This is a genomic window from Marinobacter sp. MBR-105 (genome assembly GCF_053628895.1).
Genome location: NZ_JBRJHG010000002.1, coordinates 36,409 through 60,752, shown reverse-complemented (window position 1 = coordinate 60,752; position 24,344 = coordinate 36,409). Strand labels below are relative to the sequence as shown.

24 protein-coding genes are annotated in these 24,344 nt (G+C 58.6%); 17 read left to right on the top strand and 7 right to left on the bottom strand.

Annotated features, from left to right (window positions below):
• Positions 1 to 19: 19 nt before the first annotated feature.
• From ACSSVV_RS03270 to ACSSVV_RS03250, 5 genes are all read right to left on the bottom strand, one after another.
• Positions 20 to 967, bottom strand: coding sequence for a YbgA family protein (locus ACSSVV_RS03270; RefSeq protein ID WP_011786452.1), 948 nt, complete (start codon positions 965 to 967; stop codon positions 20 to 22).
• Between the two features lie 87 nt (positions 968 to 1,054).
• Positions 1,055 to 3,286 carry a glycosyltransferase gene (locus ACSSVV_RS03265; RefSeq protein ID WP_454105566.1) on the bottom strand — a complete coding sequence of 744 codons (2,232 nt, stop codon included), beginning with the start codon at positions 3,284 to 3,286 and terminating at the stop codon, positions 1,055 to 1,057.
• Positions 3,283 to 4,341: a lysylphosphatidylglycerol synthase transmembrane domain-containing protein gene (locus tag ACSSVV_RS03260; protein ID WP_370231432.1), complete on the bottom strand. Its 1,059-nt coding sequence runs from the start codon at positions 4,339 to 4,341 to the stop codon at positions 3,283 to 3,285. Before ACSSVV_RS03260 ends, ACSSVV_RS03265 begins: the two co-directional genes overlap by 4 nt.
• 64 nt (positions 4,342 to 4,405) lie before the next feature.
• A complete protein-coding gene (locus ACSSVV_RS03255) occupies positions 4,406 to 5,422 on the bottom strand; it encodes a DUF6160 family protein (protein ID WP_454105565.1) in 1,017 nt (338 codons plus the stop codon).
• Between the two features lie 187 nt (positions 5,423 to 5,609).
• Positions 5,610 to 6,266 (bottom strand): GntR family transcriptional regulator, encoded by a 657-nt coding sequence (locus ACSSVV_RS03250; protein WP_023012199.1) that lies wholly within the window; start codon positions 6,264 to 6,266, stop codon positions 5,610 to 5,612.
• A gap of 253 nt (positions 6,267 to 6,519) precedes the next feature.
• Between ACSSVV_RS03250 and ACSSVV_RS03245 the strand changes: the two genes are divergently transcribed.
• Together ACSSVV_RS03245 and gloA are read left to right on the top strand one after the other, a co-directional pair.
• Positions 6,520 to 7,659 carry an alkane 1-monooxygenase gene (locus ACSSVV_RS03245; protein WP_113880326.1) on the top strand — a complete coding sequence of 380 codons (1,140 nt, stop codon included), beginning with the start codon at positions 6,520 to 6,522 and terminating at the stop codon, positions 7,657 to 7,659.
• Positions 7,660 to 7,856: 197 nt separating this feature from the next.
• Entirely contained in the window at positions 7,857 to 8,405 is a 549-nt protein-coding gene (gene gloA / locus ACSSVV_RS03240) for a lactoylglutathione lyase (protein ID WP_011786447.1), read from the top strand.
• A 27-nt stretch (positions 8,406 to 8,432) separates the two neighbouring features.
• Here gloA and ACSSVV_RS03235 read toward each other — a convergent pair whose 3' ends face one another.
• Positions 8,433 to 9,377, bottom strand: coding sequence for a DMT family transporter (locus ACSSVV_RS03235; RefSeq protein ID WP_023012197.1), 945 nt, complete (start codon positions 9,375 to 9,377; stop codon positions 8,433 to 8,435).
• 99 nt (positions 9,378 to 9,476) lie between these two features.
• The gene (locus ACSSVV_RS03230; protein WP_023008528.1) at positions 9,477 to 9,752 is read right to left on the bottom strand and encodes a ComEA family DNA-binding protein; all 276 of its coding nucleotides are present in this window, start codon (positions 9,750 to 9,752) and stop codon (positions 9,477 to 9,479) included.
• A 703-nt stretch (positions 9,753 to 10,455) separates the two neighbouring features.
• On the opposite strand from ACSSVV_RS03230, the gene urtA reads away from it, so the two are divergent.
• The 15 genes from urtA (at position 10,456) to ACSSVV_RS03155 (ending at position 24,271) form a co-directional block, all read left to right on the top strand.
• A complete protein-coding gene (urtA, locus tag ACSSVV_RS03225) occupies positions 10,456 to 11,757 on the top strand; it encodes an urea ABC transporter substrate-binding protein (RefSeq protein WP_011786443.1) in 1,302 nt (433 codons plus the stop codon).
• Positions 11,758 to 11,835: 78 nt separating this feature from the next.
• The gene (gene urtB, locus ACSSVV_RS03220; protein WP_454105564.1) at positions 11,836 to 13,440 is read left to right on the top strand and encodes an urea ABC transporter permease subunit UrtB; all 1,605 of its coding nucleotides are present in this window, start codon (positions 11,836 to 11,838) and stop codon (positions 13,438 to 13,440) included.
• Between the two features lie 3 nt (positions 13,441 to 13,443).
• On the top strand, positions 13,444 to 14,577 hold the full coding sequence (gene urtC / locus ACSSVV_RS03215) for an urea ABC transporter permease subunit UrtC (RefSeq protein ID WP_114434576.1): 1,134 nt from the start codon (positions 13,444 to 13,446) through the stop codon (positions 14,575 to 14,577).
• Complete coding sequence (gene urtD, locus ACSSVV_RS03210; RefSeq protein WP_014422380.1) at positions 14,574 to 15,398, top strand: urea ABC transporter ATP-binding protein UrtD; 825 nt, start codon at positions 14,574 to 14,576, stop codon at positions 15,396 to 15,398. The genes urtC and urtD overlap by 4 nt, the downstream gene beginning before the upstream one ends.
• Positions 15,398 to 16,096: an urea ABC transporter ATP-binding subunit UrtE gene (gene urtE, locus ACSSVV_RS03205; protein WP_011786439.1), complete on the top strand. Its 699-nt coding sequence runs from the start codon at positions 15,398 to 15,400 to the stop codon at positions 16,094 to 16,096. Before urtD ends, urtE begins: the two co-directional genes overlap by 1 nt.
• Complete coding sequence (locus ACSSVV_RS03200; protein WP_222533868.1) at positions 16,093 to 16,989, top strand: urease accessory protein UreD; 897 nt, start codon at positions 16,093 to 16,095, stop codon at positions 16,987 to 16,989. The genes urtE and ACSSVV_RS03200 overlap by 4 nt, the downstream gene beginning before the upstream one ends.
• A gap of 25 nt (positions 16,990 to 17,014) precedes the next feature.
• Positions 17,015 to 17,317, top strand: coding sequence for an urease subunit gamma (gene ureA, locus ACSSVV_RS03195; RefSeq protein ID WP_022992779.1), 303 nt, complete (start codon positions 17,015 to 17,017; stop codon positions 17,315 to 17,317).
• An 11-nt stretch (positions 17,318 to 17,328) separates the two neighbouring features.
• Positions 17,329 to 17,646, top strand: a complete 318-nt coding sequence (locus ACSSVV_RS03190; protein ID WP_014422375.1) for an urease subunit beta — start codon at positions 17,329 to 17,331, stop codon at positions 17,644 to 17,646.
• On the top strand, positions 17,643 to 19,346 hold the full coding sequence (ureC, locus tag ACSSVV_RS03185; RefSeq protein WP_014422374.1) for an urease subunit alpha: 1,704 nt from the start codon (positions 17,643 to 17,645) through the stop codon (positions 19,344 to 19,346). Before ACSSVV_RS03190 ends, ureC begins: the two co-directional genes overlap by 4 nt.
• A gap of 45 nt (positions 19,347 to 19,391) precedes the next feature.
• Entirely contained in the window at positions 19,392 to 19,973 is a 582-nt protein-coding gene (gene ureE, locus ACSSVV_RS03180) for an urease accessory protein UreE (protein WP_022992780.1), read from the top strand.
• The gene (locus tag ACSSVV_RS03175) at positions 19,945 to 20,673 is read left to right on the top strand and encodes an urease accessory protein UreF (RefSeq protein ID WP_036149802.1); all 729 of its coding nucleotides are present in this window, start codon (positions 19,945 to 19,947) and stop codon (positions 20,671 to 20,673) included. Before ureE ends, ACSSVV_RS03175 begins: the two co-directional genes overlap by 29 nt.
• Before the next feature lie 25 nt (positions 20,674 to 20,698).
• The gene (gene ureG / locus ACSSVV_RS03170) at positions 20,699 to 21,337 is read left to right on the top strand and encodes an urease accessory protein UreG (RefSeq protein ID WP_011786432.1); all 639 of its coding nucleotides are present in this window, start codon (positions 20,699 to 20,701) and stop codon (positions 21,335 to 21,337) included.
• 43 nt (positions 21,338 to 21,380) lie between these two features.
• A complete protein-coding gene (locus ACSSVV_RS03165; protein ID WP_454105563.1) occupies positions 21,381 to 21,956 on the top strand; it encodes a HupE/UreJ family protein in 576 nt (191 codons plus the stop codon).
• A gap of 160 nt (positions 21,957 to 22,116) precedes the next feature.
• Complete coding sequence (locus ACSSVV_RS03160) at positions 22,117 to 22,920, top strand: NERD domain-containing protein (RefSeq protein WP_454105562.1); 804 nt, start codon at positions 22,117 to 22,119, stop codon at positions 22,918 to 22,920.
• Between the two features lie 148 nt (positions 22,921 to 23,068).
• Positions 23,069 to 24,271, top strand: a complete 1,203-nt coding sequence (locus tag ACSSVV_RS03155) for a hypothetical protein (protein WP_454105561.1) — start codon at positions 23,069 to 23,071, stop codon at positions 24,269 to 24,271.
• The last annotated feature ends 73 nt before the right edge of the window (positions 24,272 to 24,344 follow it).

Below are 24,344 nucleotides of genomic sequence, written 5' to 3'. Positions count from 1 at the left end.
GCCCCGTTTGTTTTTGGGGTTATACGTTGTTTCTCAGGCCCAGTTCGTCCGGGTAGGGCGTCAGGTATTTCTGGGAGTGCAGGTAGTCTACCGGTTCCTTGCGTTGGGCCAGGCGCAGCAGCGTCATGGGCACCACCAGAGGTATCTCACCGCGCCGGTAGGCTTCGATCTGCTCCAGCAGCACGGTTTTTTCCTCGGCCGACATGCCTTCTTTCAGAAAACCCAGCAGATGCTGCATGGCATTCACATGCGAGCCACGGCTTACCCGTTGGGTCATGGCTTCCATGAACTGATGGATGTAGCGGTCGGCAATCTGTTCCAGAGGTTCGGATTTGAGGTCGCCCAGCATCGGGCCCAGTTGCCGGTAGATCTTTTCTGAATGGGCCAGTAGCGTGAACTTGTGGCGGGTGTGGAAGTCAATCAGCGCCTGCTTGGTCAGGTTTTCGCCTGCCACGTTCTGCATCCAGTCGTCGTAGGCAAATACCCGTTCAATGAAGTTTTCCCGCAGCATGTCATCGTGCAGGCGGCCTTCCTCTTCCACCGGCATCAGCGGGTAGGCTTTCATCAGCGCCTCGGCAAACATGCCGCGGCCATCCCTGTGCATGAAACTGCCTTCGGCGTTGTGAATCTTGATGCGTTCCATGCCGCAACTGGGCGATTTCGCCATCAGGATGTAGCCGCGAAGGTTGGCCAGAGAGGGTAGTACCTCGGCAATGAAGTTCTGCATGCCTTCGGTGTGGTCTTTGCTGCCCTTGCTTTCCACCAGATGAAGACCGTCTTCATGCTCACGCAGATGAATGGCGGGGCGGGGAACGCCTAGGCCGGCTTCCAGTTCCGGACAGATGGAGCGGAACTCGAAGTGCTTTGCCAGCACCTGGGTGCAGTAGCGGGAGTGTTTGTGGCCGCCGTCGTGCCGAACTTCCTTGCCCAACAGGCAAGTGCTGATGCCAACCGGTATACCGCTCACAGGCTTCTCCAATACACAAAAGTGACGTTACTGATACCGCTTACGTTGATTCAGTGTAAACCGATCAGAGCAATGCACCCAAGGTACTCATGAAGACGTTTTGTTACGTTTCTCCCGGGCAGCCAGGCTGGTCGCGTAAATGCCGCGGACATCCCGGGCAAATTGCTCGATGGAATAATCCTCGGCAAAGGTCCGGGCTTTGTCCGACAGCTCGGTGCGCAGTTTGTCGTCCTCAAGCACCCGTTGGGCTTTCTCAATCCAGCGGGCCTGGTTCTCCGGAGTCTTGTAGCCGTTCAGGCCGTCCCGAACCACATCTTCAATACCGCTGGAGCGAACCGCTACCACCGGCAGCCCGGCAGACATGGCTTCCAGAATGACCATGCCCTGGGTCTCGGATTTGGAGGCGAACAGGAAGGCATCGCCAAGGTTGTACCAGAGCGCCATCTCCTCCGGCTGAACCGCGCCCACCAGGGTAAAGTGAGAGCCCAGCTCCAGGCTGTCAATTTTCTTCTGTAGCCGGTCCCTCTGGTGGCCATCGCCGATCATCAGAAACCGGAATGGCACGTCGCTTTCCTGCCGCAGCCGGTCGATGGCTTCGATCATGAAGTCGATGTTCTTCTCGTTGGAAAGCCGGGCCACGCTGATAAAGACCTTCTCGTTGCTCAGCCCCAGTTTTTTCCGGAGTGCCTCCACGTCTGCGGGTTTCACAGCCTGGAAGCGCTCGTACTCGATACCGGTGGGTTGTACGAAGGTGGGCGTGGTCACCCCGATCATCCGCAGGTATTCCTCGGTGGAGTAAGTCGGTACGATCACGCCATCGCAGCGGTTGGCAAAGCGTTTGATCAGAGCGTGGGAAATCAGGTTCCGGAACAGCATCCCGGGCAGGGGGACAAAGTGAGCGTAGTGCTCCAGACGGGTGTGATAGGTATAGATGGCCGGAATACGCAGCTGACGGGCCATAAACAGCCCCAGGCTACCCAGCCAGAACGGATGATGCAGGTGCATCACATCCGGCCGGAAGGCCCGCACCTGCTTGCGGATACGGGCCAGGAAAATGTTGGCCAGACGGAATTCCCGTTTCTCGCCCATGGCCAGCAGTGATGGTACCCGAACTACCGCATCCTCATGACTGGGCTGGTCGCGATACCGGGGCGCGACAATCTGGGTGCTATCTCCCAGATGTTCCAGGCCACGGCGCAGCCGTTCAATGGAAATCGGAACCCCGCCAATGAAAGGCAGATAGTTGTTGGTGAACATGGTGACCCGCAACGGCTTTTCGAGCCACGGGGTGGGGTCCAGGTCGTAATCCGGGTAGTAATCCTTGCCGATGAAGATAACCTGGTAAAGCTTGATGGTCAGCGCCAAAAACACCGAGACGATCAGAATGAAGTTCAGATAGCCGGTGTAGAACAGGGAATACACGAAGAACCAGAAGCTCTCCAGGCGCTTCCAGACCGGATGCTGGCCCACTTCCAGACGCTCCATCTGGTAGCTGACGTCGCCGTCTGGAGAGACCCGTACGTCCACGTAGTGGTAGAAGCTATCCTCCGTATTCAGCACCAGCCCGCCGGCACCCCCGGTGGTGATGTAGGGCGTGCCATCCACCACTTGCTCGTCAAAAAGCGACAGGTTGGCCGAAAACACCAGGTCGATGCCTTGCTCCCGAATCAGCTGCAGCAGCTCCTCCCGGAAGGCGGGAGGTTGCAGGTAGTCGTCTTCATCGTCGAACAGGGCAGGGGTTTCCGGTTGCAGAAGCGGGTGGCCAATAAACAGGATGTGGGCGTTGCTGGTGTCGTGGGCCAGAAGGTCCCGGAGCCAGCGCATCTGCCAGCGCCAGGGCGTTTTCCCGGTGCTGTCCAGGAAGATCAGCCGGGTATTACCGGCCCGCACACTGTAGAAATGGGGCCCGAAATGATCATAAAACCGGAAACTGCCAAAATTCTCGTATTCGTGCGGGCCGAAGGTGAGCAGATAGGGAATGTCCAGGTGGCTCAGAGTGCCATACAGTGCCCGGTATTTATCCTCGCCACCGCCGCTCACGGCATTGCCGGACGACACCAGAAAGTCCACACCGGCCTGATTCAGGGTCGGGATAAACCGGCGCTCGAAGATGCCCACGGAATTGTTGATGTTGCCCACCACCGCAAAACGGATACCGGAGCCTGGCGGAGTGCGTTGGTGGATGCGTTCAACCTGCTCGCTGTGCAGAGCCTCAAAGTCCTGTTTGAAGAAATTCAGGTACACCTTGTAGCCCACCAGCGCCACCACAATGGCCAGGCACAGATAGAACAGCAGTTTAAGCGGGTTACGACGGATCATTCCGGCCTCCGGTGGCTTTTGATCAGTTCCCTCTGCATCACCAGCAAACCGATGAGCATGCCCAGGTAGATAGTGAGAAAACGCCAGGCAATAGTGACCAGCACCAGGTGATTGCCCGACAGGATATCCCGGAAGAAACTGCCGAACACGCCTTCCGATATGCCAGAGGCTCCGGGGGTGGGGGAGAAATACATGATGAAGGTGGTTACCACCAGCAAGCCCAGAGTGGTCAGGTAATCCACCTCATAGCCCAGGCCGTGAATCAGCAGGGCCGGAAAACTGAACAGGCTGAGCAGGAACACGGCGGTGAACACTACCGACAGCAGCACGTCCCGTGGCGCGCCATGGAGGTATTCGCTGAAACACAGGGCAAACCGCAGCATTTCCCGCCGTAATTTGAACTGCCAGCGGTCGTGCCGGCGGTGGTTGATCAGATGTGCCTTGCGCAGGCCTGCGACAAGAGCGCTCAACGGCAGGATCATCCAGCGTGTCCGGAACAGCAGCACGGCGAAGAATCCCAGATAGAGCGACACAAACACCGCCAGTGCGGTGCCGATACCGGACGACCAGATGCCGCCGTCCAGGGCCTCCAGGCTCAATAGAAAGACCGGTGTCAGTGAGAAAATGAACGCCACCGCGAGTACCGTTCGGATAGTGGTGGCCGCCGTGGCGCGGGCCACGGGCACGCCATGGCGGGTGAGATACCAGATCTGGGCAAACCCGCCCCCGGTGGCCATGGGCGTTACGTTGGAGAAAAACAGATTAATGAACACCAGCCGGAAGATCTTGCGCAATGGCAGCCGGTGCCCCAGCGCCTTGAGGGTGTAGTGCAGGCGCAGACCATCGGCCATGAAGTAGATCAGCAGCAGGGCCGCGACCGGCAACAGCAGAGTGGGAGAAAGCAGGCGATCGTCGAACTGGAAACTGCGGCCGGCGAAGCGGTCGTAGACCGCATACAGGCCGGCGCCGGTCATGATCAGGAACAACAGGGCGAAGGCTGTAAGCCGTCGCCAGGAAGTCCGTTTCTGGTAGTTGCTGTCAGTGCTGTTGGTCATGCTCTGCCCGTCTGTTGGTGGCGGGCAGTGTACCCTGTGCAGGGCAGTGCTTGTCCAGTTCGGCTTAGTGACCGTACACCATCAGATTGGTGTTGGTGATAGCAAAGTCTGTGAACTGGACCGAGCCGATGCTGGTGTCACCCATGCGGAATACCGGCATATCGATATCAGCCCGGAATTCCACATCGTGTACAGAAAGGCCTTCTTTGCCAGAAGCGGCACTGGTGCCCCGGGACAGGTTGGCTTTAGCATGGGCCATACCAAAGTGCCCCAGGGTATCCGCGCCACGGCGGTTATGGATCTGTAGCCCTTCAATGCCAACGGCGGCGAAGTTGAACAGCAGAATCACGTCGGCTGCGTCCCAGTTCAGGCTACCATTGCTGATTTCGAAATGGGTATCGAGCTGCAGTTCGGAGCCGGACACCACGTTGCCATTGGCCAGGGTGCGAGTGGCGCCGCCGTTATTGCGGATAACCAGATCGGTGGGGCCGATGTAGCCCTGCAGCAGGATGTTTGACAACAGACTGGCGCTGCCTTCACTGCCGGTGGTGGTAATACTGTCGATGGCCAGTTCGAAATCTACCGCCTGCAGATAGTCGGTCAGGCTGGTGGGGTCGCCGTAATCGCTGGCCCCGAGATGGATCACCAGGTCGCCGTTGTCGAACTGTTTGCCGAAACTGCCGCCAACCGAGTATTTCGCCAGCGCGTCCGCGACATCGGGATTACTGGTATCGAGCAGACCGGCGTTGGCGCGGCGTGCTATCTCGGAGAAACCGTGCTCCAGAACTTCGCCACTGCCCGCGATATCAATCGTCAGCTTCATGTTGTCCAGCACGGTATCGTTCTGGCCGGACAATCTCAGGCCGTTGATCCCCAGGGAGCCTTCATCGGTCCAAATCAGGTGATCAATATTGAGCTTGGTTTCCAGTTCAATGGTTACACCGGCCTGGCCAGTCACACCCGCCAGGGTTGTGTCATCCAGCGGCTGGAACTCGGCCATGGCAGGCACGGCTAATGAGGCACCGGCCATCAGACTCAGGCAGGCGAGGGATTTTCTGGCCTCAGGAATGAGAAAAGACATGTTGGCCCCGGTTCGTTCGACGATTTGTTGTTATTGATTGCTTCAGAACACCTGACGTGTGCTGATCAGCCGCAGGGACAACATAACCAGAGCTGCGGTCGTTAAAAGTTACACATTGTTACTTTAAGCCTGAAGGCGGGGGTGATCTGTGAGGCTGGTCACAACCTGAACAGTCGTGACCGGTGTTTCAATCCAGTGCCTGGCGGATGAGGTTTTTCTGATGTTCAGCGAAGCCCCGGATCAGCTCAGTGGCTTTGGTCGCATCCCTCGCCAACACCGCCTGCGGCAACTCCGAGAAAAATGTGCTGGTGGTCGCGAGGCCCTGGCGATAGCGGTCTGCTCCGAGATAATAGGCACGGCTTACGGCAGGCTTGAAGTTGGACAAGGCCTCGGTCAGGTAGGGGTTGGCGACAACCTCACAGCAGGCTTCCATCACGTTGAAGCTGGCTTCCACCACCCGGGTGATGTCGGGTTGGGGTTCTTGTATGCGCTCGACCACCTGAGATACCGCGGCCAGTACCCGGTCTCTATCGGATTCCTTCCAACGTTCGCACAGGCGCGAAGCCAGCATCATCAGCAAATGCATGTAGACGTCGTAAAGCTCTGCCGCGTACTCGGCATTCAGCTGGGTTGCGGAAGCCCCTCTCCGCGGCGTGATTTCCACCAGGTGCCAACGCTCCAGGGTGTAAAGCGCCTCTTTCACCGATGCCCGGCTCACTTTGAGTTCCGAGGCCAGGGTGGCCTCCTGAATGCGTTCTCCGGGGGGAACCTGGCCGGTCATGATTCGCTCTGCCAGATAGTTGGCGATCTGCTCCGCCAAAGTGTTGGGCACCTGAAAATCCATAAGAGCTCTCTGAACAGGTTTAACAAGCCGGTTGGCTAAGGAGGGCAAAGCACCGGCAGTCGTGGAAATGCGCATGAGTCTATCACAGCCTGTAACGGGTCAGGGATGGTCCGGCGGAAGATATCCGGTTCGTGAACCTTGTCATCTCCAGAATAACATTTTATTTGACGACTGCAATATTGTTAGACAATAATGCATGGAGGCTGGGGTCTCATCAAACGCCCGGTTCCGATTCCTACAAAAAGGAGCAACCATGAGCTCAGAGTCCATCACTTTCAGTACAGAAGCCGGTCGCCGCCGGCTGTTGTTAACCCTTAAAAAATACAGCTACCTCATTGCGATGATTCCGTTGGTGTTGCCTCCGTTATTACTGGCTGTGGGGGAAAGCACCGGTCTGGTCAACGCCTTCTCCTGGGGCGTCCCCGTGGTTGTGTTTGGCATTATCCCTCTGCTTGATCTGATGCTCGGAAAAGACGCTCTGAATCCTGATGAACAATCCGATGTGCCGCGGCTTAATCAGGAAAAGTATTACCGGGCCGTGACCCTGATCTGGGTCGTCGCCTATGCAGCGTTATTGGGATGGGGTGTCTGGGTACTGGCCTCCGGCGTTTTCAGCCTGGTGGGCGCCCTTGGCTGGGTTGTATCCATCGGTATCGTCGGCGGTCTCGGGATCAATGTGGCCCATGAACTGATTCATAAAGACGACAAACTCGAAACCTGGGCCGGCGGATTTTTGCTTTCCATGGTTTGTTATGCCGGGTTCAAGGTTGAGCACATTCGTGGCCATCACGTGCATGTTTCTACACCAGAGGATGCCTCATCTTCCCGCTACAATCAGTCGCTCTACAGCTTTTTACCACACGCATACGTGCACAACTTTCTGAATGCCTGGAAGCTTGAAGCAGAGCGCCTCAAACGCAAAGGTCATGCTCCAGTCAGCTGGCGCAATGAGTTAATTTGGTGGTACGGAATCAGTGCGCTGCTGCTGGTTGTGTTCAGTGTCGCGTTCGGCTGGCTGGGGGCGCTGTTTTTCCTGGGCCAGAGCTTTATCGCGTTCACGCTTCTTGAGATCGTCAATTATCTGGAGCACTACGGCCTGCATCGTCGCAAGCTTGAAAACGGTCGATATGAACGAACAACACCGGAGCATAGCTGGAACAGCAATTACTTTCTGACTAATGTGTTCCTGTTTCAGTTACAGCGTCACAGCGACCATCACGCCTACGCCAAGCGTCGTTACCAGGTCCTGCGCCATCATGAAATTGCACCCCAGCTTCCTGCCGGTTACGCCACCATGGTGGTGCTGGCATGCTTCCCGCCACTCTGGCGCAAGGTTATGAATCCGAGAGTGGAAGCCTATTACCGAGGGGAGGAGCATCAGCTGCAATCCTGACGCTTTCAGGCTTTCCCAATTGGCGTCTTCGGACGCCAGACCAACTTCAGAGTGTCTCTGAAGAACGCCGGCTTCGGTCGGCATTAACGCCCTGCGGGTACCTGTCTCTGGCCCGTGGGGTCTTTTTTGCTCTTGAAATTACCGTGGGTCGCACAAAGGTATAGGGTTCGAATCCTTGAACTGAAAGGGAAGCCAACATGCCCAAGCATTTTGAGCAGGCCCCGGGCCTGTACGATGACCCCGTTCCCGAAACCGAAGGCTATGTCTTTAACCAGACCATGATGCGCATCAAGGAGCCTGAGCGTTCCATGGACTTCTACACCCGGGTACTGGGCATGCGCCTGGTTCGCAAGCTGGATTTCCCGGAAATGAAGTTCACGCTCTACTTCCTGGGCTATCTGGACGACAAGCAGGCCCAGTTTGTGCCAAACGATGATGGCCACCGCACTACCTACACCTTTGGCCGGGAAGCGATGCTGGAGCTTACCCATAACTGGGGCACCGAAGACGATGCCGACTTTGCCTACCACAACGGCAATGATGAGCCCCAGGGCTTCGGCCACATCGGCATTGCCGTGCCCGATGTCTACGCTGCCTGTGAGCGCTTCGAAAAGCTGGGCGTGGAATTCGTGAAAAAGCCGGACGACGGCAAAATGAAAGGCCTGGCGTTCATCAAAGACCCGGATGGCTACTGGATTGAAATCCTGCAGCCAGACATGCTGGAGAAACAGCGCAAGGACAGCTGATCACTACGCTGTTTCTGATCCCGGCGTTCAGCTTTCCTGGCTGGCGCCGGGCGCCTTGCCATAGCGCGAGGCGACAATCACCGCCACCGTCAGAATGAATGCGCCCGCAACGCCAATCTGCCCCAGTTCCTCTCCCAGAATCAGCCAGGCCAGCAAGGCAATAAACAAAGGTTCGAGCACGACGACAATGCTGGATACCGTCGCCGGCGTGGATTTCATCCCGGTAAAAAACAGCAGATAGCCAATGCAGGTGGGCACCACGCCGATGTAAAGCACCATCAGCCAGTGCTTTAGCCCCATCGTCTCCAGCCCCGCAAAGCCGCCGCTCATGGCCACCACGGGCAACAGCAGCAGTGCGGCGGTACCAAAGCAGATAAAGGCGGTGGTAAACACCGGTGTGCCCGTTGAGTTGTAGCGGCTGGTCAGGGTAAAGCCGGTGTATACCGCCGCCGCCAGCAGCGCCATCAGAATGCCTGCCAGTCGCAGGGTGCCGGCGGTGTCCATGTCACTGACTACCAGCATGCCCGTGCCCAGAATCGCGGCAATCGCGGCCAGGATAGTAAGCAGCCCTGGTTTCTCGCCCAGCAATGGGGCAGCCAGAATAGCCACCAGTACCGGTGGCAGGCACAGGGATATCAGGGTGGCAATGCCAGCCCCGGTCAGATCCACCGCCAGCAGATAGCTGCCCTGATAGAACGCCTGGAACAGCCCCAGGGCGGTGAGGGTGAGCATGGCCTTGCCGCTGAGCGAACGCAAAGAGCTACCGGGTACCGTCTGGCCGGGATTGCGGGCCACCAGCTGCCGCTGCTCGCGCCGCATCAGTAGCCAGAAGAATGGCAGCGCAACCACCAGGCGTAAAAAACCGAGGGTGATGGCCTCCAGTTCCGTACCGTTGAACAGAAACTTGGCGACAATCCCTGTAGTGGCCCAGAGCAAAGAGGCCAGGGCAATAAGAAGTGCTCCGTGGATCATGACAAACTGCCGGTTGGAGAAACAAACAGGCAAGGGTATCAGCGGTAAGTGCGTGGCGCCATAAGGGAAAGGAGAGGGGCAGCGAGGCTGCCCCGGGGCTTATTTCACGGCGAGGCGGTCGGCGTTCTTTTCAACCGTACGCGCGCCAATACCCTTCACATCGGCCAGTGCTTCAATGCTGGCAAAGGGGCCGTTAGCTTCGCGGTAGTCAATAATGGCCTGGGCTTTGCTCTCACCGACACCGCTCAGAGACGCCAGAGTGGCTACATCTGCGGTGTTGATGTTCACGGCGGGCTGCTCGCTGGCGAAGGCGGCAGAGCCAGTGATCAGGCTGAAAAACAGAACAAGGGTGGCCAGAAATGAGGTTGGTTTCATTGGTGATCTCCTGATTGTAATAACGTTGTTATGAACAGTCAGGCACGACAACCCATTGAGAGTGTTGGTGATTCGAAACGGTGCAGAATAAAAGGGGGACGTGGGTGCGAGGGAGGGTTAGTGCACGGAAAGGGACTACTGTCCGTGTAGTCCCCAAATTCCGTGGCTGACCCCTGCCTGATCCATCAGGCTGCGCATCATCCTGTGCGCTTCATCCTTGCAGTCATCCCTGTAGCCCTTATCCAGCAGGCAACTCCGAATCCGTGGAGTTGTTATCCGTAAGCCAACGTCCATGCTGGCTTGTCATCCCTGACATTATTTAGTCTACGGAAGATAAAATTTCGGGAAACCGGACATCCGCCAGACGGTTTGTGCGAGATATCCCACACCACTGTGAGTGTTAAGCTGGACCGGAATTCATTGTTTTCAGGGTGTTTTTTCGGGCAATTTATTGCCTGAAAATCAGCGCGCTACCAGATGGTGCAGTGGGATTTGCCTGCTCTGCACCAATTGAGGGCGGCGGGTTGGCCGAGGCACCGGATTGAGGCCTGAAACGGCGCACCAATTCATTGCAGAGCCGGTCCGGGCATGTTTCTTGTTATTTAACATTATGTTTTGTAAGTGCTTTTTTGGTTGTTGGAACGGCGAATGCAATTGGCTGTTTGCGTTTGACGACCCAAAACCAACGAAAAGGACGCACAACATGAGCATCAAAAAACACGTGAAACTGGGCCTCTCTGCATTGGCGCTGTCTGTCTCTTTGAATTCTGTTGCCGCCGAAGATCCCATCAAGGTGGGTATTCTCCATTCCCTGTCCGGCACCATGGCCATCAGTGAAACCGCACTGAAAGACACCATGCTGATGCTGATCGAAAAGCAGAACGAAGCCGGTGGCGTACTTGGCCGCCAGCTCGAGCCGGTGGTGGTTGATCCGGCTTCCAACTGGCCGCTGTTCGCCGAGAAAGCCCGTGAGCTGCTGGAGAAAGAAAAGGTCGACGTTATCTTCGGTAACTGGACCTCGGTGTCCCGTAAATCCGTTCTGCCGGTGGTAGAGGAACTGAATGGCCTGCTGTTCTACCCGGTTCAGTACGAAGGCGAGGAATCGTCTGAAAACGTGTTCTACACCGGTGCGGCGCCCAACCAGCAGGCGATTCCCGCGGTGGATTACCTGATGAACGACCTGGGGGTTGAGCGCTGGGTTCTGGCGGGCACGGATTACGTTTACCCGCGCACCACCAACAAGATTCTGGAAACCTACCTGAAAGACAAAGGCGTGGCCGCCGGCGACATCATGATCAACTACACGCCTTTCGGCCACTCTGACTGGCAGACCATCGTGTCTGACATCAAGAAGTTCGGCAGCGCCGGCAAGAAGACCGCCGTGGTTTCCACCATCAATGGCGACGCCAACGTGCCCTTCTACCGTGAACTGGGCAACCAGGGCATTTCCGCCACCGACATTCCCGTGGTTGCGTTCTCCGTGGGTGAACAGGAACTCTCCGGCATCGACACCGCTCCGCTGGTTGGCCACCTGGCTGCCTGGAACTACTTCATGAGCGTGGATAACGACGCCAACTACGACTTCATCGACGCCTGGGTTGCCTACAAGGGCGACGATGCCGCCGTGACCAACGACCCGATGGAAGCCCACTACATCGGTTTCAACATGTACGTTGAAGCGGTGAAGAAAGCCGGCACCACCGACGTGGATGAAGTGAAAGACGCCATCATCGGTGTGAGCGTACCGAACCTCACCGGCGGATACGCCACCATGATGCCGAACCATCACATCACCAAGCCGGTGCTGATTGGAGAGATCCAGGACAACGGCCAGTTCTCCGTGGTCTGGGAAACCCCGTCTACCGTGGCTGGCGATGCCTGGTCTGACTTCCTGCCAGGTTCCAAGGACCTGATCAGTGACTGGCGAGCGCCTCTGCGCTGCGGCAACTTCAACGTGGTCACCGGCAAGTGCGGTGGTGGCTCGGCTGACGTGGCCTCCAACTAAGCTCCAACCGGGCACAGCCGGGCAGGCCTGAGCCTGCCCGGCACCGCTCCCGAATTCCCAAGCCAACAGGAATGAATCATGAGCATTCACCGATTGCTCGCCAGGATGGTATTGGCTGTCTGTCTGGCCCTAGGGGCCACACTGGCGAATGCCCAAGCGCAGACGAATGCGCCCGAAGCGCTGCTGAAACGGCTCGTAGAAGCCGGGCAAGCTGAAAAAACCGACTTACTCAAAGCCCTCTCCGAAACCGGCGATGAACGCGCCCGGGGCTGGCTGGAAGCCGTTCGCGACGGCAAACTCGCGATGATTGAAGACACCGGTGCCCTGGTAATTGTGGTTAATAACCGGGGCCGTAACTGGCAGATCGCCGACGCCCTGACCGGCGAAGACCTGGGTGAAATGTCGCGCCGGGATCTGCAAAGCCTGCGGGTGAACAACGCCCTGCGGGCCGACATCGAGGGCATCCTCTCGGTGATCGACCTGACCGTGGCCGACCCAGGCCAACGCCTCGATGCTGCGCGCAATCTGCTGGGCGAAGTGAATGAAGCGCTGGCCACCCAGCTCCAGGCCCGTTTGCAGGTGGAAGACAACGGCCAGGTGCGTGACATGCTCACCAATGCCCTGGCCATTTATCAGGTGGAGCAGGGCGATGTTGAGGCGGTAGCCACTTTGTCCGGCAGCCTGAACCCGATCGTGCGTGCCGCCCTGAATAATGCTGTGAACAGTGATGACCCCGCGCTGGCGGCGGCGGCCGAAAAAGCCCTGGCCAGCATTGAACAGAAACTGAAACTCAACCGCGCTGCCGAGACCCTGTATTTTGGCCTGTCTCTCGGCTCGGTACTGGTGCTGGCCGCCATTGGTCTGGCCATCACGTTTGGTGTGATGGGCGTGATCAACATGGCCCATGGCGAGCTGATCATGCTCGGTGCCTACACCACCTGGGGCATGCAGCAGCTGTTCCCGGGCCAGCCCGGCCTGGCCCTGATCCTGTCCATCCCGGCCGGTTTCCTGGTGGCAGCACTGGCGGGCATCGCCATCGAGCGCAGCGTTATCCAGTACCTGAAAGGCCGCCCGCTGGAAACCCTGCTGGCCACCTTCGGCATCAGCCTGATTCTTCAGCAACTGGTGCGTACCGTGATTTCCCCCCTCAACCGCACCGTGGTTACGCCCGAGTGGATGAGCGGCTCGATCATGGTGAACGAGGCGCTGTCTCTCACCCTGAACCGCCTGTACGTGATCGGCTTTGCCCTGGTGGTATTCGCCGGGCTGATGCTGATCATGCGCAAGACCCGCCTGGGGCTGGAAGTCCGTGCTGTTACCCAGAACCGGGCCATGGCCCGCTCCATGGGCATCAAAGCCACCAAAGTGGACATCATGACCTTCGCCCTGGGCTCCGGCGTGGCCGGGCTGGCGGGCGTGGCCCTGTCGCAGATCACCAACGTCGGCCCCAACCTGGGCCAGAACTACATCATCGATTCGTTCATGGTGGTGGTGTTCGGTGGCGTGGGCAATCTCTGGGGCACCCTCATTGCCGGGCTTTCCCTGGGCACCATCAACCAGCTGCTGGAACCCTGGGCGGGGGCGGTCCTCGCCAAAATCATGGTGCTGGTGCTGATCATCCTGTTTATTCAAAAGCGGCCACGCGGGCTATTCCCGCAGAAAGGCCGTGCGGCGGAGGGCTGAGTTATGGCGACATCACAAACCTGGCTGCTCCGGCCCTTCCAGGAGCGTTCCACCCAGCTTTTCCTCGGTGTGCTGTTCGCCGCCCTGGTGGTGGTTACCTTCCTGCACCTGTTTATGCCGGAAGACAGTGCCCTGCACGTAAGCGCCTACACCGTTACCCTGCTGGGCAAATACCTCTGTTACGCGCTGCTGGCGGTGGCAGTGGACCTGGTGTGGGGATATCTGGGCATTCTCAGCCTGGGCCATGGCGCCTTCTTTGCCCTCGGCGGCTACGCCATGGGCATGTACCTGATGCGCCAGATTGGGGATCGCGGCGTGTATGGCGATCCTGTATTGCCAGACTTCATGGTGTTCCTGAACTGGCAGGAGCTGCCCTGGTACTGGCAGGGCTTCGACATGGCCTGGTTCGCCTTCATCATGGTGCTGCTGGCCCCGGGCCTGTTGGCGCTGGTGTTCGGCTTCCTGGCTTTCCGCTCCCGGGTAACCGGCGTGTACCTGTCCATCATCACCCAGGCGCTGACCTTTGCGTTGATGCTGGCATTCTTCCGTAACGAGATGGGCTTCGGTGGCAACAACGGCCTGACCGACTTCAAAGACATCCTCGGCTTCGACCTGCGCAGCGATGCCACCCGGCTTGGCCTGTTCCTGGCAACCGGCATCGCGCTGGCAGTGGGCTATGTCGTGTGCCGTGCCATTGTGACCAGCAAGCTGGGCCGGGTCAGCGTGGCCTGCCGCGACGCTGAAGCCCGTACCCGGTTCCTCGGCTACCGGGTGGAACGGGTGCAGCTGTTCGTGTTCGTGGTCTCCGCCATGCTGGCGGGCGTGGCCGGCGCGCTGTACGTGCCCCAGGTGGGCATTATCAACCCCAGCGAATTCTCGCCGCTGTTCTCCATCGAAATCGTGGTGTGGGTTGCCCTCGGTGGCCGCGCCACCCTGTATGGCGCGGTTATCGGCGCCTTGCTGGTGAACTACGCCAAGACCGTGTTCACCGGCATCATGCCGGACGCCTGGCTGTTCGCCCTGGGCGCGCTGTTCGTGCTGGTGACGGTGTTCCTGCCCAAGGGCATTGCCGGGCTGTTGCAGAAACGCCGCCAGAAGGACGAGGACCAACCCGGCGCTCAGGAGGCCACCGCATGAGCATCTTTGAACAACTTGCCAACCGGGATCAGGTATTTGAGTTTCTCACCCCCGTGGCCTCGCCGGTTGACGTGCGCCACGGCCCGATCCTGTACATGGAAGACGTGAGCGTGAGCTTCGATGGCTTCAAGGCCATCAACAACCTCAACCTCACCATCGACGACGGCGAACTGCGCTGCATCATCGGCCCTAACGGGGCGGGTAAAACCACCATGATGGACATCATCACCGGTAAAACCCGGCCCGATACCGGCTCGGTGTGGTTTGGCAGCCGCCACAACCTGCTGCGCATGAACGAGCCGGATATTGCCACCCTGGGCATTGGCCGCAAGTTCCAGAAGCCCACCGTGTTCGAGGCTTTGACTGTGTTCGAAAACCTCGAACTGGCCATGGCCGCCGACAAACGCATCCTGCCCACCCTGACCGCCATCATGACCGCGGAATACCGGGACCGGATTGACGAAATCCTGGAAATGATTGGTTTGCAGGCGCTGCGCGACAAGCCCGCCGGCATCCTCTCCCACGGCCAGAAACAGTGGCTGGAGATCGGCATGCTGCTGATGCAGAAACCCCGGCTGCTGCTGGTGGACGAACCCGTGGCCGGCATGACCGAACAGGAAATGGAACGCACCGCTGAACTGCTCACCAGTCTCGCGGGCAAACAGTCCGTGGTGGTGGTGGAACATGACATGGGCTTTGTGCGCTCCATCGCCCGCAAAGTCACCGTACTGCACCAGGGTAGCGTGCTGGCCGAAGGCACCATGGACCAGGTCTCCAACGACCCGGACGTGATCAAGGTATATCTGGGGGAGGAGGCCTGATGCTCAAGATTGAAAAGCTCAACCAGTTCTACGGCGAAAGCCACACCCTCTGGGACCTGGAGCTGGACGTGCCCCAGGGCCAGTGTACCTGCGTGATGGGCCGCAACGGCGTGGGCAAGACCACGCTGATGAAATGCATCATGGGCGAGGAAACCGTGAAAAGCGGTTCCATCGAGTTTGCCCGGGATGTGGAACTCACCAAAAAGAAAATCGAAGACCGCTCCCGCCTGGGCATCGGCTACGTGCCCCAGGGCCGGCAGATCTTCCCGCTGCTGACCGTGGAGGAAAACCTGCGCACCGGTCTGGCGGTGCGGGCCGATGGCAGCAAGCAAATCCCCGAGCGCATATACGAGCTGTTTCCGGTGCTGAAAGAAATGAAACACCGCCGGGGCGGCGACCTCTCCGGTGGCCAGCAGCAACAGCTGGCCATTGGCCGGGCGCTGGTGATTGAGCCGCGCCTGCTGATCCTCGATGAGCCGGGGGAGGGTATTCAGCCCAACATCGTGGCCCAGATTGGCGAGGTGATTCGACGGTTGATTGAAGAAGACGGCCTGACCGTGCTGCTGGTGGAACAGAAACTGCCCTTCGCCCGCAAATACGCCGACCGCTTCGCCATCCTCGACCGGGGCCGGCGCGTGGCCGAAGGCGACATTGCCGGGCTGACCGATGAACTCATCAAACAGCACCTGACCGTATGACCGCCTATCAAGCCATCGACCGCCACGCCTCCGGCCACCGTTTCGACACCGAACGGCGCTGGGCGGCGGCCCTGGAACTGGGGTTTGAAGCCCGCGCCGAGAGCGAACCTGCGCCGGTAACCCGGCTGGTGCGCCGGCGCCACCATGGCCCCCTGCGGGTGCAGCGCCCCTTCTACCCGGAGGGCAAAACCGGCTGCTGCCATGTGTACCTGCTGCATCCCCCGGGTGGCCTGGTGAGCGGCGACGAACTGCGCATCGACGCCTCTGTGGCCGAAGGTGGCCACGCGCTTTTGACCACCCCGGCCGCGGCGAAACTGTACAAGGCCGACAGCCATGGCGTGGCCTGGGGCCAGCACACCCGGTTGCAGGTAGCCAAAGACGGGATTCTGGAATACCTGCCCCAGGAAACCATCGCCTTCGACGGCTCCCGTGGTTTGCAAACCACCACCATTGAACTGGCAGCCGGCGCCCGCACCCTGGGCTGGGAAGTGCTCGCGCTGGGCCGCCCGGCCAGCGACCTGCCGTTTGCCACCGGCGAACTGGAACAGCGTTTCCATTTAAGCCTGGACGGCCAGCCGCTGTGGCTGGAGCGCCAGCTGCTGGACCCGAAACACCGCCGGTTCAACGGCCCCTGGGGCCAGGGTGGCGCCACTGTACAGGCCACCCTCTGGGCGGTCGGGCTGGACGACGAAGCCGCCGCCATCGAATTGCTGAGAGCACAGTTACCAGACCACAACCGCTGGGCCGTCACCCGGCGCCGGGGCGTGCTGCTCCTGCGCTACCTGGGGACCGAACGCAACGATGCCTGGGCCCTGTGCGAACAGGCCTGGCACCTGCTGCGCCCCATGCTCGCCAGCGTACCGGCCCACACACCCAGAATCTGGCTTACCTGACGCATAAGAGACAACGGAGTCATCCATGGAACTCACCCCCAGAGACAAAGACAAGCTGCTGCTGTTCACCGCCGCCCTGCTGGCCGAACGCCGCAAAGCCAAAGGCCTGAAACTGAATTACCCCGAAGCCGTGGCCCTGATCAGCGCCGAAATCATGGAAGGCGCCCGCGAAGGCCGCACCGTGGCCGAACTGATGAGCGCCGGCACGGAAATCCTCACCCGCGAAGACGTGATGGACGGCGTGGCTGACATGGTGCACGAAGTGCAGGTGGAAGCCACCTTCCCGGACGGAACGAAACTCGTGACGGTCCACAATCCCATCGTCTAAGGAGCAGACACATGATCCCCGGTGAATACCAACTCAAAGACGGCGACATCGAACTCTGCGCCGGCCGCGAACGCATCCAGCTGGACGTCGGCAACACCGGCGACCGCCCGGTGCAAATCGGCTCCCACTACCACTTCGCCGAAGCCAACCCCGCCCTGGACTTCGACCGCGCCAAGGCCCGCGGCTACCGCCTGGACGTGGCCGCCGGCACCGCCATTCGTTTCGAGCCCGGCCAGACCCGATCCGTGACGCTGATTCCGTTTGCCGGAACGCGCGAAATCTATGGCTTCCGGGCGGAAGTGATGGGGCCGTTGGAGGACACGAAATGAAAATCAGCAGACAAGCCTACGCCGACATGTACGGCCCGACCGTTGGGGATCGCGTCCGCCTGGGCGACACCGAGCTGTGGATAGAAGTAGAAGAAGACCATACCCACTACGGCGACGAAGTAAAATTCGGCGGAGGCAAAGTCATCCGAGACGGCATGGGCCAGAGCCAGCGCTGCGACGACGCCGTGATGGACACCGTGATCACCAACGCCCTTATCCTCGACTGGTGGGGCATCGTCAAAGCCGATGTAGGCATCCAGAAAGGCCGCATCGCCGCCATCGGCAAGGCCGGTAACCCGGACACCCAGCCAGACGTGACCATCGTCATCGGCCCCGGCACTGAAATCATTGCCGGCGAAGGCAAGATTCTCACCGCTGGCGGCATCGACCCCCACATCCACTTCATCTGTCCCCAGCAGGTGGAAGAAGCCCTGATGAGCGGCGTGACCACCATGCTCGGCGGCGGCACCGGCCCGGCCACCGGCACCAACGCCACCACCTGCACGCCCGGCCCCTGGCACATCGGCAAGATGCTGCAGGCCGTGGACAGCCTGCCCATGAACATCGGCTTCCTGGGCAAGGGCAACGCCAGCCTGCCGGAGGCGCTGGAGCTGCAGGTAAAAGCCGGCGTGATCGGCCTCAAACTGCACGAAGACTGGGGCACCACCCCGGCCAGCATCGACAACTGCCTGACCGTCGCCGACCAGTACGACATTCAGGTGGCCATCCACACCGACACCCTGAACGAATCCGGCTTTGTGGAAGACACGCTGGCCGCCTTCAAAGGCCGCTGCATTCACACCTTCCACACCGAAGGCGCCGGCGGTGGCCACGCTCCGGACATCATCACCGCCTGCTCCAAAGACTATGTACTGCCGTCGTCCACCAACCCGACCCGGCCCTACACCGTGAACACCATCGACGAACACCTGGACATGCTGATGGTGTGCCACCACCTGGACCCGAACATCCCGGAAGACGTCGCCTTCGCCGATTCCCGCATCCGCCGGGAAACCATCGCGGCGGAAGACATCCTGCACGACATGGGCGTGATCTCCATGATCTCCTCCGACTCCCAGGCCATGGGCCGGGTGGGCGAGGTAATCTGCCGAACCTGGCAAACCGCCCACAAGATGAAAGTGCAGCGAGGCCTGCTGCCGGAAGACCAGGAGCGCGGCGCCGATAACTTCCGCGCCAAACGCTACATCGCCAAGTACACCATCAACTCCGCCATCACCCACGGCATCGCCCATGATGTGGGCTCTGTTGAAGTGGGCAAACTGGCGGACCTCGTGCTGTGGAGCCCGGCCTTCTTCGGCGTAAAGCCGGCCTGCATCCTCAAGGGCGGGATGATTGCCGCCGCCCCCATGGGCGACCCGAATGCCTCTATCCCCACACCGCAGCCAGTGCATTACCGCCCCATGTTCGGCGCCTTCGGCAAGGCCGCCAGTGCCACCCGCCTGACCTTCGTCAGCCAGGCCGCGCTGGACGCCAACATTGGTGAGGAACTGGGCCTGGACAGCCCGCTCTCTGCCTGCAAAGGCGTGCGGGACGTGCGTAAACAGCACATGAAACTGAACGACGCCTGCCCGCACCTGACCGTAGACCCACAAACCTACGAAGTGCACGCCGACGGCGAACTGCTCACCTGCGAGCCGGCGACCGAGCTGCCCCTGGCCCAGCGTTATCACCTTTTTTAATCGAGACAGCTTAAAGCTGTTCCGAGCCGGACACTGGAGACAACCATGTTGGAACTGACTAAACGCATCACCCACGTAGACGCCAGCGAAATCCACGACAACCTGGTGCTGCCCTACGAACTGCGCATTCGCGGCCGCCTGCGGGCCACCACCGAAACCAACCTGGACGTGGGCCTGTTTCTGGACCGCGGCCCGGTGCTGAGAGACGGCGACCTGCTGGAAGCGAAATCCGGCGAGATCATCCGCATTCGCGCCGCGGAAGAGCCGGTGGTCACCGCCCGCGTAGAAACCGGCCTGCCGCTGGCGCGCTTGTGTTACCACCTGGGCAACCGGCACGTTTCCCTCCAAATTGGCTCCGGCGGTGCGATCGGTGAAGACGAGCGCATGGGGTGGGTGCGCTTCCCGCCCGACCACGTACTGGAAGAACTGGCCGAACGCCTGGGCGCCACCGTGGTGCACCACACCGCCACCTTCGACCCGGAACCAGGCGCCTATAACCAGGCCGGGCAGGGCCATTCGCACGGTCATAGCCATGGCCATTCCCACGCGCATTCGCACGGTGAAAGCCATGACCACACTCACGCTGCTGGACATACCCATGCTCACGACCACAAACACACCCACTGAGCCGGCAGCCATGGCCGGTGAGGGCGAACCCGGCGGCGACCTGGCCTTGCTGGGGCTGATGCAGCTGGTCAGCCCGGCTTTGCCCATCGGCGCCTTTGCCTGGTCTCAGGGCCTGGAAAGCGCCTTTGAACTGGGCTGGGTGAACAACGAAGCGGAACTGGCCCAGTGGATTGAAGGCGTGCTGGAAGACGGCCTCAGCCGGTGCGAGTTGCCATTACTGGCCCGGCTGCAAACCGCCTGGGCGAACGACGACGGCGCCACCATCGCGCACTGGAACCAGTGGCTGCACGCCACCCGGGAAACCGCCGAACTGAGCGACGAAGACACCCGCCTGGGCGGTGCCCTGAAAACCCTGCTGGGCAACCTCAACCTGTTACCGGACCAAACCCTGATTCCGGCCGAGTCCGGCTACATCACCCTGTTTGCCTGGGCCGCCCAGGTGCGCCGGGTTCCGGTGCGGCAAACCCTGCTGGGCTTTGCCTGGGCCTGGCTGGAAAACCAGCTGGCGGTGGCCTGCAAAGCCTTGCCCCTGGGCCACACCGCCGCCCAACGGATTATCGAACAACTGCGCCCGGCACTGGTGATTGCCACCGACCAGGCGCTGGCACGGCAAGACCACGAACTCGGGCCCATCCTGCCGGGCCTCGCGCTCGGCAGTGCCCTGCATGAAACCCAGTATTCACGGCTTTTCAGAAGCTGAATATAAACATCAAGGAGATACAGCCATGACACATTGTCTGAGAGTAGGCGTCGGCGGCCCGGTCGGGTCTGGTAAAACCGCATTGCTGCGCCAGCTATGCACAGCCCTGCGGGACCACTACGACATCGCCGTGGTCACCAACGACATCTACACCCGGGAAGACGCCGACTTCCTGCTGCGCCACGAAGCCCTGGCCGCAGACCGCATTCTGGGCGTGGAAACCGGCGGCTGTCCCCATACAGCGATACGCGAGGATGCCTCCATGAACCTGGCCGCCATCGACGACCTGCAAAGCCGTCACCCCGGCCTGGAACTGGTGCTGGTGGAATCCGGCGGCGACAACCTTTCCGCCACCTTCAGCCCGGAACTGAGCGACCTCACCTTGTACGTGATCGACGTGTCTGCCGGCGACAAGATCCCCCGCAAAGGCGGCCCCGGCATCACCAAGTCCGACCTGCTGATCATCAACAAGATCGACATTGCCGAACAGGTACACGCCTCCCTGGACGTAATGGAGCGGGACAGCAAAAAGATGCGCGGCGAACGCCCCTTCGTGTTCACCAACCTGTACGACGGGGTAGGGCTGGACACCATCATCAGCTTCATTCTGGAGCGCGGCATGCTGCCTGAAAGGCGTCCTGAAAAACTGGCCGAAATGGCCTGAGCAAACGAACCAATACGATTACAGAACCACCAGGAGCAACACCATGAAACTGACTTCAAGACTTCTCGCCACCGCTGCGCTGCTGACCGCCTCCGCCACCGCCATGGCCCACCCCGGCCACACCGAAGGCGGCTTCACCAGCGGCCTGCTGCACCCCATGCTGGGCCTGGACCACCTGCTGGCCATGGCCGCCATTGGCTTCTGGAGCGTGCGCCAGAGCAAACTCATGAAAAACGCCACCCCCGCCTTCGTCATCGGTGGCATGATATTCGGCGCCGCCCTGGCCTGGGGCGGCCTGAGCCTGCCGGGCGTGGAAACTGGCATCACCTTCTCGGTATTGGTGGCCGGTATCCTGATCGCCACCCTGGCCAAACTGCCCACCGCCGTGGGTGGCACCCTGGTTGGTGCGTTCATGCTGTTTCACGGCTTCGCGCATGGGGCGGAAATGCCCGAAGGCGCTACGTTGGCGGCTTACCTGGCAGGCTTCTCCTTCGCCACGCTGGCCATCACGCTGGTTGGGCGTGGGCTGGGTAGTTTGATGTTGAAGGCGGATAGCCGGTTTAGTCGGGGGGTTGGGGGTGTGTTGGCTGTGGCGGGGGCGTACCTGGCTGCTGCTTGATACCGTAAGTCCTCCAGAAACGAAAAAGCCGCCCGGGAAACCGCGCGGCTTTTTCAGTATATGGTTTACAAAATTTGACCTTGACGGTATGGGAAGTTTACTGAAGAGTAGGTTAGTGTGTAGTTATAAGAAACGGATTGACAGCTGTTAAGGAAAACCGATGGACTTCGGCCAGCTATTCAACACCCTCCTGTACTCTCTACCGAATCAAGTCTGGTATTTCGTACCGCTGTTCATCCTGTTACCCATTCTGAGAACACCCTGGTTCAAAGGCAAGGCCGGCGAAGCCATGGTCAACATCGCCGCAAAGCTGTTTCTTGATAAAACCCGTTACCACCTCATCAAAAACGTCACCTTGCCCACCGAAGACGGCACCACTCAGATCGACCACATCATAGTCTCCCGGTATGGCGTGTTTGTGGTGGAAACCAAGAATATGAAGGGCTGGATCTTCGGTAACGCAAAACAGCGGTATTGGACGCAGAAGATCTTCAAGCACTCGCAGAAATTCCAGAACCCGCTGCACCAGAACTACAAACACGTGAAGACACTGCAAAGCCTGTTGGGCCTGAGTGATGAACAGGTATTTTCGGTAGTGGTCTTTGTGGGTGATTCCACATTTAAAACGCCCATGCCGGAGAACGTGACCCACGGTGGTGGGTATGTCCGCTTTATCAAAGCCCAAATCGATCAGCGGCTGTCGGATGATGAGGTTCAGAAAGTGATCGAAGCTATTGAATCCGGGCGGCTGGCGGCTACGTTCAGAACTCAGCGGGAGCACGTGGCGCATGTGAAGGAAATTGCGGCGAAGAAAAGCAGTGAGCCACGGTGCCCGAAGTGCCAGGGTGAGATGGTAAAGCGCACGGTGAAGCGCGGAGAGAAGATCGGGAAGGAGTTTTTTGGGTGCAAGGCATTCCCCAAGTGCCGGGGGCTTCGCCATTGGGATAGAGAAGTTGCCAGATGATGACAAAGGCCTGGCACTTTTGGGTAAGATTCTGAATTAATATGAAAAGGTTCATGTATCAAGGATTGAAGTTGAATTGTTCATAGCCGTCAGGTGACTGCTATAACTAAACGTGCGGACCAATTGATGTTGAACGTAGAGAGATACAATGGCTGAAAATGAAATTATCCCTGCCCCAAACACGGAAATAGTTGAAGCGGCTGGCGTGCCTAACTTACTTCAGGATATTCGTCCCGAATGGAAAGCTAAGAATCTTATCCAGAGAGTTACTAGGCTTTTAAAAGCTGATCCAAGCAGCGCATGCCAAAGAATTTTTAATGCAGCGATACACGATCTGAAAGAAAAAATTGTTGTGGCCGGATTAGATATTGCTGAAGAAGCCGCTAAACAGCATCGCCTTCCGCCGGTGTCAAAACATGAGGACATAGAGAACTATTCTGTCTCAAGAACTATCGATCTAGCATACCGAATGGGACTTCTGTCAAGGCCGGAATATCGTAGAATTACAAGGGCATATGATATTAGAAAAGATTTAGAGCATGAAGATGATGTTTATGAGGCTGGAGTCGAAGATTGTGTGTACATGTTTAAAACTTGTATTGATGTGGTTTTAGCAAAAGATCCAGTCCATTTGCTAAAACTTACCGACATAAAAGATGTTGTTGAGAATCCAGACCCATCTGTAGTTGGTGATGAAATTATTGAAGATTACAAGCATGCACCTGTTCCCAGGCAATCGGAAATATATAAATTTTTAATAGGAAAAGCTTTGGACAAGGAGCAGCCTGATATCGTGCGTCAAAATTGCTATAACGCACTTCACTCACTGCGCGAATACACTTCAAAAGAAGTACTGCTTGACGCTGCAAGAAAGCATGTCGAAAAAATTGCCAGAGGAATTCCCGATCACGCTTTAGTAAGAGTCTGTCATGCCGCTGGTACATTTCCTTACCTGAAAAAGGCACAAATTAATGCCTTTTTTAGAGAGTTTTTGGGGCAGATGGAGTCAGTTGGTTACCACTGGGCAAAATATAGTGCTCATGGTGAATTGTTACGAAATTTGAAAGAAGTTGGTGGATTAAAGTACTGCCCACAAGATCTATTAGAAGATTACTGTTCTTGGCTATGTCTATGTTATATCGGTGAGCCTGGTGGCTATGGCGCAGGATATAATCGCAATGTTTTTTATAGCAACTCCGGAGCGCCTCTGTCTTTAGAGATCTTGCAGGCAGACAAGTCGAGGACTCTTTCGGTATGCGAAAAATTAGAAAAAACGAAAGAAATCAGAAGAGCATGCTCAAACCAACACGTTGCTCGGCGATTTGAGCAAATATTGGAAGAATTGGAATGACAAATCAGCGCGGCGTTGCATCAGAAGATTCATGAACTCGGTGTTAGTTGCTTTCGGTGTCTACTGGTAGGGA

Coding starts and splice junctions, on each gene's coding strand:
- urtB (WP_454105564.1), top strand. CDS start 11,836: ATGAGCATTCACCGATTGCTCGCCAGGATGGTATTGGCTGTCTGTCTG.
- ACSSVV_RS03260 (WP_370231432.1), bottom strand. CDS start 4,341: ATGACCAACAGCACTGACAGCAACTACCAGAAACGGACTTCCTGGCGA.
- urtD (WP_014422380.1), top strand. CDS start 14,574: ATGAGCATCTTTGAACAACTTGCCAACCGGGATCAGGTATTTGAGTTT.
- ureE (WP_022992780.1), top strand. CDS start 19,392: ATGTTGGAACTGACTAAACGCATCACCCACGTAGACGCCAGCGAAATC.
- ACSSVV_RS03200 (WP_222533868.1), top strand. CDS start 16,093: ATGACCGCCTATCAAGCCATCGACCGCCACGCCTCCGGCCACCGTTTC.
- ACSSVV_RS03250 (WP_023012199.1), bottom strand. CDS start 6,266: ATGGATTTTCAGGTGCCCAACACTTTGGCGGAGCAGATCGCCAACTAT.
- urtC (WP_114434576.1), top strand. CDS start 13,444: ATGGCGACATCACAAACCTGGCTGCTCCGGCCCTTCCAGGAGCGTTCC.
- ACSSVV_RS03230 (WP_023008528.1), bottom strand. CDS start 9,752: ATGAAACCAACCTCATTTCTGGCCACCCTTGTTCTGTTTTTCAGCCTG.
- ureA (WP_022992779.1), top strand. CDS start 17,015: ATGGAACTCACCCCCAGAGACAAAGACAAGCTGCTGCTGTTCACCGCC.
- gloA (WP_011786447.1), top strand. CDS start 7,857: ATGCCCAAGCATTTTGAGCAGGCCCCGGGCCTGTACGATGACCCCGTT.
- ACSSVV_RS03265 (WP_454105566.1), bottom strand. CDS start 3,286: ATGATCCGTCGTAACCCGCTTAAACTGCTGTTCTATCTGTGCCTGGCC.
- urtE (WP_011786439.1), top strand. CDS start 15,398: ATGCTCAAGATTGAAAAGCTCAACCAGTTCTACGGCGAAAGCCACACC.
- ACSSVV_RS03165 (WP_454105563.1), top strand. CDS start 21,381: ATGAAACTGACTTCAAGACTTCTCGCCACCGCTGCGCTGCTGACCGCC.
- ACSSVV_RS03245 (WP_113880326.1), top strand. CDS start 6,520: ATGAGCTCAGAGTCCATCACTTTCAGTACAGAAGCCGGTCGCCGCCGG.
- ureG (WP_011786432.1), top strand. CDS start 20,699: ATGACACATTGTCTGAGAGTAGGCGTCGGCGGCCCGGTCGGGTCTGGT.
- ACSSVV_RS03175 (WP_036149802.1), top strand. CDS start 19,945: ATGCTCACGACCACAAACACACCCACTGAGCCGGCAGCCATGGCCGGT.
- ACSSVV_RS03255 (WP_454105565.1), bottom strand. CDS start 5,422: ATGTCTTTTCTCATTCCTGAGGCCAGAAAATCCCTCGCCTGCCTGAGT.
- ACSSVV_RS03235 (WP_023012197.1), bottom strand. CDS start 9,377: ATGATCCACGGAGCACTTCTTATTGCCCTGGCCTCTTTGCTCTGGGCC.
- urtA (WP_011786443.1), top strand. CDS start 10,456: ATGAGCATCAAAAAACACGTGAAACTGGGCCTCTCTGCATTGGCGCTG.
- ureC (WP_014422374.1), top strand. CDS start 17,643: ATGAAAATCAGCAGACAAGCCTACGCCGACATGTACGGCCCGACCGTT.
- ACSSVV_RS03160 (WP_454105562.1), top strand. CDS start 22,117: ATGGACTTCGGCCAGCTATTCAACACCCTCCTGTACTCTCTACCGAAT.
- ACSSVV_RS03190 (WP_014422375.1), top strand. CDS start 17,329: ATGATCCCCGGTGAATACCAACTCAAAGACGGCGACATCGAACTCTGC.
- ACSSVV_RS03155 (WP_454105561.1), top strand. CDS start 23,069: ATGGCTGAAAATGAAATTATCCCTGCCCCAAACACGGAAATAGTTGAA.